A 7842-nucleotide genomic window follows, 5' to 3' on the forward strand; every position below is an offset into this window, starting at 1 on the left:
ATAATTGTGTATCCCTTTTATCATTTTAGTCTAAAATAGCAATAGCTCTAACTGAGGCTCCATCAGAGTTTTCGTATTTTAAAGGAAGTGCGCAGAATGTAAATAATTGCTCTCCTACAGAATCTAAATTACAGAGATTTTCTATTATTACTAGATTGTTTTTTAAAATTTTGTGGTGCATAGGTAATTCTTCCTCTGCAATAGGCTCAATTGAAATTACATCGAGACCAATTCCTTTTTTGCCTTTTTTTATTAAATAATCAGCGACTTCTTTGTCTATAACAGGGAAGTTTCCGAAGTATTTTTGTTCATCCCAGTATTTTTCCCAGCCAGTTTTAAATATTATGTATTCTGCCTCGTCGATAATATCTTTGTATTTATCTATATAAGAAATTCCTATAGTATCGCCCTCTTTTAAATCAGAACAATCGACTATTAAAGCCTTTCCAACAAATTTATCAGCAGGAAATTTATCTAAAGTTATTCCCTCATTTCTTACATGGTATGGAGCATCCATATGAGTTCCTGTATGAGAGTACATAGTAAGTAAAGTTTCTCTAAATCCGTCCTTTTCCAAAGTGCTGGCAGGATCTAATCTAGGCTGATCTGTTCCAGGAAATACAGGCATATCTGCTTTGATAGTATGAGTTAAATCTATAATCTTCATTGTAATCACCTCGAAATAATATAATTCAATAAAATTATATCATATATAAGTATTTGAATATTTGAAAAAGAACATTACTTTGGTTTAAAATTTAATATAATTATAAAATAAAGGTGATTATTTAACATATAATTTAAAGAATATAGTTATTTAAAAAAGGAGAGGAAATTGCTTGTTAAAAGAAGATGTTATAAAAAGGGGAAATGAAATTTTAGATTATTTGATAAATATAAGAAGGGATATCCACAGAACTCCTGAATTGGCTATGGAGGAGTTTGTGACAAGAGATAAAATAAAAAAATATTTAGATGAAATAGGAATAGATTATTTAGAATTTGAACACCACAGAGGAATTATGGCGTATATATACACTGAAAATGCAAAGGCTACAATAGGAATTAGAGCTGATATAGATGCACTTCCAATAGAAGAAAAAAAGGAAAGTTCATATAAATCAGAAAATAAAGGGGTTATGCACGCATGCGGACACGATGCACATACGACTATGCTAATCGGTGCTTGTAAAATCCTGTACGAGATTAAAGACGAATTAAACGTAAACGTCAAATTTTTCTTTGAGCCTGCCGAGGAAAAGGGTGGAGGAGCTAAGTATTTTATCGATGATGGTCTTATGGAAAATCCACATGTAGACTTCATGTTTGGAGCACATGTTCAAGCGTATTTAGAGGTTGGCAAAATAGAATCTAAATACGATACTCTAAACGCCAGCAGTAATTCAGTTTTAATTGAGATAAATGGAAAGAGAGGTCATGGAGCTTATCCACAAAATGGCATAGATGCCTTAGTTGCAGCGGCTCAGATAATAACATCGCTTCAGAGTATCGTAAGTAGAAATTTAGCTCCACATGAGATGGGAGTTTTGACTTTAGGCAAAATCGAAGGTGGAGATGCTGGAAATGTAATCTGTGATCACGTCGAGATACAGGGTACACTTAGAACTCTAAACAAGCAGGAAAGAGATTTTATGGTAAAAAGAGCTACTGAAATAGTTGAAAATACAGCAGCTGCATATAGATGTCAGGCGAAATTTATGTTGAGGGCGAGAAGAGGATATGATGCGCTTATAAACGACAGAGAAATGGTCGATATAGTAAAGTCAAATTCAGAGGAATTTTTAGGAGAAAATAGCTTTGTGTACAAGGATTATCCATCTATGGGAGCAGAGGATTTTTCTTTATTCCTAGAAAACTGCAAGGGAGCATTTTTTCATGTCGGTTGTGGGAATAAAGAAAAGGGAATAACTTCTCTTATACATACGGCTGATTTTGATATAGACGAGAGATGTCTTAGTGTAGGAACAATTATGCATGTGTTAAATGTACTTCATTTTAATTAGATAAAAAATAGAGGAGCGGTAAATTTTTTTGTTCCTCTATTTTTCACTTTTGTTAAACAGTATTTTGTAATTCTCAGTAATATAAAAGCTAAAATTGATAATAATAAATATTAATATTAGAAATTTAGCGAGGATAGTAATATGAAAAGAAATACATTAAAGATAATTCCACTCGGTGGGCTAGGTGAAATAGGCAAGAATATAACAGCGATAGAATATGAGGACGAAATAATAGTAATAGATTGTGGAGTTTCATTTCCAGACGACGATATGCTCGGGATAGATTTAGTTATTCCAGATATAACTTATTTATTGGAAAATAAAGATAAAATAAAGGGGCTGTTCATAACTCATGGACACGAGGATCATATAGGATCAATACCGTATATTTTAAGACAGCTAAATATGGATATATACGCAACTCGCCTGACTATTGGACTTATTGCATGTAAGTTAGAAGAGCATAAGATAATAGATACAGCTAATTTAATTCCTGTTAAAGAAGGAGATGTAGTAAAATTTAATAAATTAAGTGTAGAATTTATAAGAGCTACACATAGTATAGCGGATTCTTGTTCACTGGCAATTTTTACTCCATTGGGCACAGTTGTTCATACTGGCGACTTCAAAATCGATTATACTCCAATTGACGGTAGAGTTATGGATTTAAATAGATTTTCAAAATTAGGAGAAGAAGGAATTTTGCTTTTGATGGCAGATAGCACTAATGTAGACAGAAGTGGTCATTCTCTATCAGAAAGGACAATAGGCGAAACTTTAAATAGAATTCTAAATAATGCAAGGGGACGAGTAATAGTTGCTACATTTGCATCTAATATACATAGAATTCAACAGATAGTAGATGCTTCCTTGAGAGAAAATAGAAAAATCTGCTTCAGTGGAAGGAGTATGGAAAATGTAAGCAATGTAGCTATGGAACTTGGGTATTTACATATACCAGAGGAGTCTCTAATTGATCTAGATGAAATGGATAGTTATGGATCGAAAATAACTATAATAACTACTGGAAGTCAAGGAGAGCCGATGGCGGGACTTTCTAGAATTGCTTATGGGACTCACAAGAAGATAAGTTTAGAGCCAGATGATTTATTTATAATTTCAGCATCGCCTATTCCAGGCAACGACAAGATGATTTCCAAGGTCATAAATCAGCTCTATAAAAAAGGCGCTGAGGTAATATATGAAGATTTAGAGGATGTTCATGTTTCAGGACATGCATATCAAGAGGAGCTAAAGCTAATTCACTCTATCACAAAGCCTAAATATTTTATGCCTGTTCACGGTGAATATCGCCATTTAAAGCACCACGAGGATTTGGCTAAAAAAATGGGAATGAAGGGAGAAAATATATTCAAGCTAGAGACAGGAGATGTACTTGAAATAACAAAGGAAAAGGCTGTCGTAGCTGACAAGGTTCGTACAGGAGTTTTGTACGTAGATGGTATTGGTGTAGGCGATGTAGGAAATATAGTTCTCAGAGATAGGAGAAATCTTGCCAGAGACGGTATGGTAATAATCGTATTTGCAATAGATAAGGATAATTTTTATCTCGCTTCAGGTCCAGATGTAATAACTAGAGGATTTATATACGCTAGAGAAAACGAAAATTTAATAAACGAAATAAAGGAGCTTTCACGACAAAAAATAGAAGAATGTCTAGACGATAAATCAACTGAATGGCAGATATTAAAAACTAGCGTTAGAAAAGCAGTAGAGCTATTGCTATTTGAAAAAACTAAAAGACGACCAAGCGTATTTCCTATAATAATGGATGTGTAAAAAATCTACATTTATTAATATTTAAAATAAAGATTTTCTTATAAAAAAAAATGAGTTATTATTAAATAGTAATGAAAATAGTATAATAATTACTTAGATATAATTGCTATAAAAATAATTTAAAATTTAGAGAATAGAGGGGAAGTATATTGAGCAAATACATTGAATTTAAAGATGTAAAAAAGATTTATCAAATGGGAGAAGTCAAGATAGAAGCTTTAAGTGGAGTCAACTTTTCTGTTGATAAAGGAGAATTTGTAGTAGTTGCAGGTGCAAGTGGTGCCGGCAAAAGTACGATACTAAATATACTAGGTGGTATGGACAGTCCGAGCAGTGGTCAAATTATAGTCGACAATAAGTATATCAATAATTATTCAAATAAAGAGTTGATTACTTACAGAAGATACGATATTGGATTTGTATTTCAATTTTATAATTTAGTTCAAAATTTAACTGCAAAGGAAAATGTAGAACTAGCTACTCAAATTTGCAAAGATCCGCTGGATATAGATGAAGTCATGGAGGCTGTAGGATTAGCTGAGAGAAAAGACAATTTCCCAGCGCAATTATCAGGTGGGGAACAACAGAGGGTAGCAATAGCAAGGGCTCTTGCTAAAAATCCAAAGCTTCTTCTATGCGATGAGCCGACTGGAGCATTGGACTACAACACAGGAAAAGCGATTTTAAAATTACTACAAGACACATGTAGAAAAATGAAGATGACAGTAATAATAATCACACATAACTTAGCCTTAACACCGATGGGTGACAAAGTAATCAGAGTAAAAAACGGTAAAATAGAAAGCGTAGTCGTAAACGAAAATCCAACTCCTGTAGAAAGGATTGAATGGTAATATGAAAAACGCACTTACAAAGGACTTTATAAGGGATATAAAAAATTCTAAGGGAAGATTTATTTCTATTTTACTGATTGTTACGTTGGGAGTTGCATTTTTCTCGGGAATAAAAGCATCTCCTCTAGTTATGGAGAAGACATCTGATTCCTACTATGATGATTATAATTTGATGGATATTAGAGTTACATCTACTTTAGGGCTTACAGACGATGATGTAGATGCACTCAAGAAGATAAAAAATGTCGATGGAATAAAAGGAACCTATTCTATCGATGCAATTTCAAATTACAATGACAAGGACAGTGTAGTTCAAATTCAAAGCATAAATTTAGAAGATTTAGAACAAAATAATGAAAACTACATGAACCGACTAAATGTAGTCAAAGGAAGACTCCCTCAAAAAAGCGGAGAATGTGTAATTGAAAAATCAAAATATCAGTTTTTAAATTATCCTATAGGAAGTACTATAACTCTTAGCTCTGGTACAGATGAAGATATAGGTGAAACTTTAAATAAGAAAGAATACAAGGTTGTAGGATATGTAAATACACCTTATTATTTATCACATGAAAAAGGTAATACATCTATAGGAAGTGGAAAAATTCAAGGTGCAATGATGATTTTGGATGACGATTTTAAATTAGATGTATATACTGATATTTATTTAACTGTAAAAGGAGCAGATAAACTAGATACATATTCAGATGAATATCAAGAGCTTATCGATTCTGTTGTAGATGATATAGATGCTATTACAGATGAACGAATAGATGCTAGATACAATCAAGTTGTATCAGAAGCTCAAGCAGAGCTAGATGATGCTAAACAAGAATACGAAGAAAATAAACAAAAAGTTGAAAAAGAACTAAAGGATGCACAGGATAAAATAGATGAATCTAAAGCAGAGCTAGAGGATGGAAAGGCTGAATTAAAATCTCAAAAAGCCAAGGCGAAGAGAGAAATAGCAAATGGAAAAGCACAAATAGAAGATGCTAAAAAACAACTTGAATCAGGTAAAAAACAATATCAAAATGCATTAAAGGAATTCAATCAGAAAAAAGCGACTGCCGAAAAGGAATTTGCAAAGGCAGAGGCACAAATTGAAGAATTAGAATCTCAAAAATCACAGCTAGAGGAGGGTATAGCTCAAATAAATCTTGCATTAAGTGATCCTACTCTATCTGAAGAACAAAAGGCGTACTATCAAAGTCAATTAGATACTATGAATGGTAATTTAGAACAATTAACTCTAGGAATATCATCAGGTAAGAGTGAATTGTCTAAACAAAAACAAGCTTTAGAAGACGGAGAAAATCAATTAAGTCAAACTAAGCAAAAGCTAGATTCAAGTGAAGCAAAAATAAAACAGTCAGAGGCGAAATTAAAAAAATCTGAACAGACAGCTAATGCAGAAATTAAAAAGGCAGAGCAAAAAATCGAAGATGGAGAAAAAGAATTAAAAGAAGGTCAAGAAACTTTAAATAAAAATAAAGAAAAAGCAGAAAAAGAATTGTCAAAGGCTAAAAAGAAAATAGACGATGCCCAAAGAGAAATTAATAAAATAGAACATCCGACATGGTATGTTTTAGATAGAGATAGTCATAGATCATTTGCAGAGTACGAAGGCTGTGCAAATAGTATAGATGCTTTAGCTAAGATATTCCCTGTATTTTTCTTTGCAGTAGCAGCACTTGTCTGCTTGACAACTATGACTAGAATGGTCGATGAACAGAGAATAAATATAGGAACATTAAAAGCATTGGGGTACACCGTATTTGATATAGCTAAAAAATACATACTATATGCGTTTAGTGCAAGTATTGTAGGAAGTATTTTAGGTTTAATAATAGGGTTTACAGTGTTCCCTCTTGTAATTTTCTACGCTTATGGAATGATGTACACCTTACCACCTATGCAATTTGCGATTGACTTTAAGCTTGCAATTGGAATTACATTAGTGGCTGTTTTAGTTACTACACTTTCTGCTTACTTTGCTTGTAGAAAGGAACTACTAGAAGAACCTTCTACACTTATGAGGCCTAAGGCACCTAAAAATGGTAAGAGAATTTTACTTGAAAGAATAGGCTTTATATGGGATAGATTGAGCTTTATAAGTAAGGTAACTTTTAGAAATATATTTAGATATAAAAAGAGATTTTTAATGACAGTGCTTGGAATATCTGGATGTACGGCTCTTATAGTTACAGGCTTTGGAGTAAAGGATTCTATACAAATGATAGTATCAGGGCAATATGGAGAGTTGTTTAAATACGATATGGAAGTAACAGCTTCAAATGATATAACTGAAAAAGAAACTAAAGATTTAGTTGCAAATTTAGATGAAAATGGAAAAATAAAGGGATATGGATTATTTGTATATGAAAATGGAGAAGTAAAAACTGACAAAGCAAGTGAAGATGTAAGAATTGTAATACCAGATAACGTAGAAGAACTTGGTAAATTTATCACATTAAGAGAAAGAGTAGGTCATAAAGAACTTTCACTTAATGATGAAGGATTAATTTTGACCGAAAAAGCAGCCAGAGAATTAGGAGTATCAGTAGGTGATACTATAAAATTAAAAAATGGCGATGATATTACTAAAGAGGCGAAAGTTACTGGTATAACAGAAAATTATCTATCACACTATGCATATATGACGAAGGATTATTATAATAAATTATTTAATAATATTCCATTTAATAACAAAATTTTATGTACTTTAAATGATACTTCATCAAAAACAGAAAATAATTTATCAGAGGAAATAAATAAAATGGACTCAGTATCAGGTGTAGTATTTAATACAGCATCTAAGGAAACATTTAGCAATACTATTAAGAACTTAAATTATGTAGTTTTAATTATAATAATTTCAGCTGGAGCTTTAGCATTTGTAGTTTTATATAACTTAACAAATGTAAATATTTCAGAGAGAATTAGAGAAATTGCAACAATTAAAGTTCTAGGCTTCTATGATGGAGAGACAGCAGCATATATTTACAGAGAAAATATAATATTGACTTTAGTAGGTATAGTATTCGGACTTGGACTTGGAAAACTGCTTCATCAGTACATTATGATTACAGTCGAAATAAAATCGATGATGTTCGGTAGAATTATAAGTCCGAAAAGTTATATTATAGCGGCAATTTTAACTG

Annotated in this window: 5 protein-coding genes; 4 read left to right on the plus strand and 1 reads right to left on the minus strand. The window is 32.1% G+C overall.

The window, feature by feature from the left end:
• Positions 1-25 precede the first annotated feature (25 nt).
• On the minus strand, positions 26-667 hold the full coding sequence (locus tag ACI3VO_RS01190; RefSeq protein ID WP_439756150.1) for a cyclase family protein: 642 nt from the start codon (positions 665-667) through the stop codon (positions 26-28).
• A gap of 172 nt (positions 668-839) precedes the next feature.
• Between ACI3VO_RS01190 and ACI3VO_RS01195 the strand changes: the two genes are divergently transcribed.
• The 4 genes from ACI3VO_RS01195 to ACI3VO_RS01210 all read left to right on the plus strand — a co-directional run.
• Complete coding sequence (locus ACI3VO_RS01195) at positions 840-2024, plus strand: M20 metallopeptidase family protein (RefSeq protein WP_439756151.1); 1185 nt, start codon at positions 840-842, stop codon at positions 2022-2024.
• A gap of 141 nt (positions 2025-2165) precedes the next feature.
• Positions 2166-3824 carry a ribonuclease J gene (locus ACI3VO_RS01200; RefSeq protein WP_439756152.1) on the plus strand — a complete coding sequence of 553 codons (1659 nt, stop codon included), beginning with the start codon at positions 2166-2168 and terminating at the stop codon, positions 3822-3824.
• Positions 3825-4018: 194 nt separating this feature from the next.
• Positions 4019-4678 (plus strand): ABC transporter ATP-binding protein, encoded by a 660-nt coding sequence (locus tag ACI3VO_RS01205; protein WP_439756154.1) that lies wholly within the window; start codon positions 4019-4021, stop codon positions 4676-4678.
• A gap of 1 nt (position 4679) precedes the next feature.
• A partial coding sequence (locus ACI3VO_RS01210; protein WP_439756153.1) for an FtsX-like permease family protein occupies positions 4680-7842 on the plus strand: 3163 nt, incomplete at its 3' end.

The organism is Intestinibacter sp., assembly GCF_051866655.1.
Lineage (GTDB): Bacteria > Bacillota > Clostridia > Peptostreptococcales > Peptostreptococcaceae > Intestinibacter.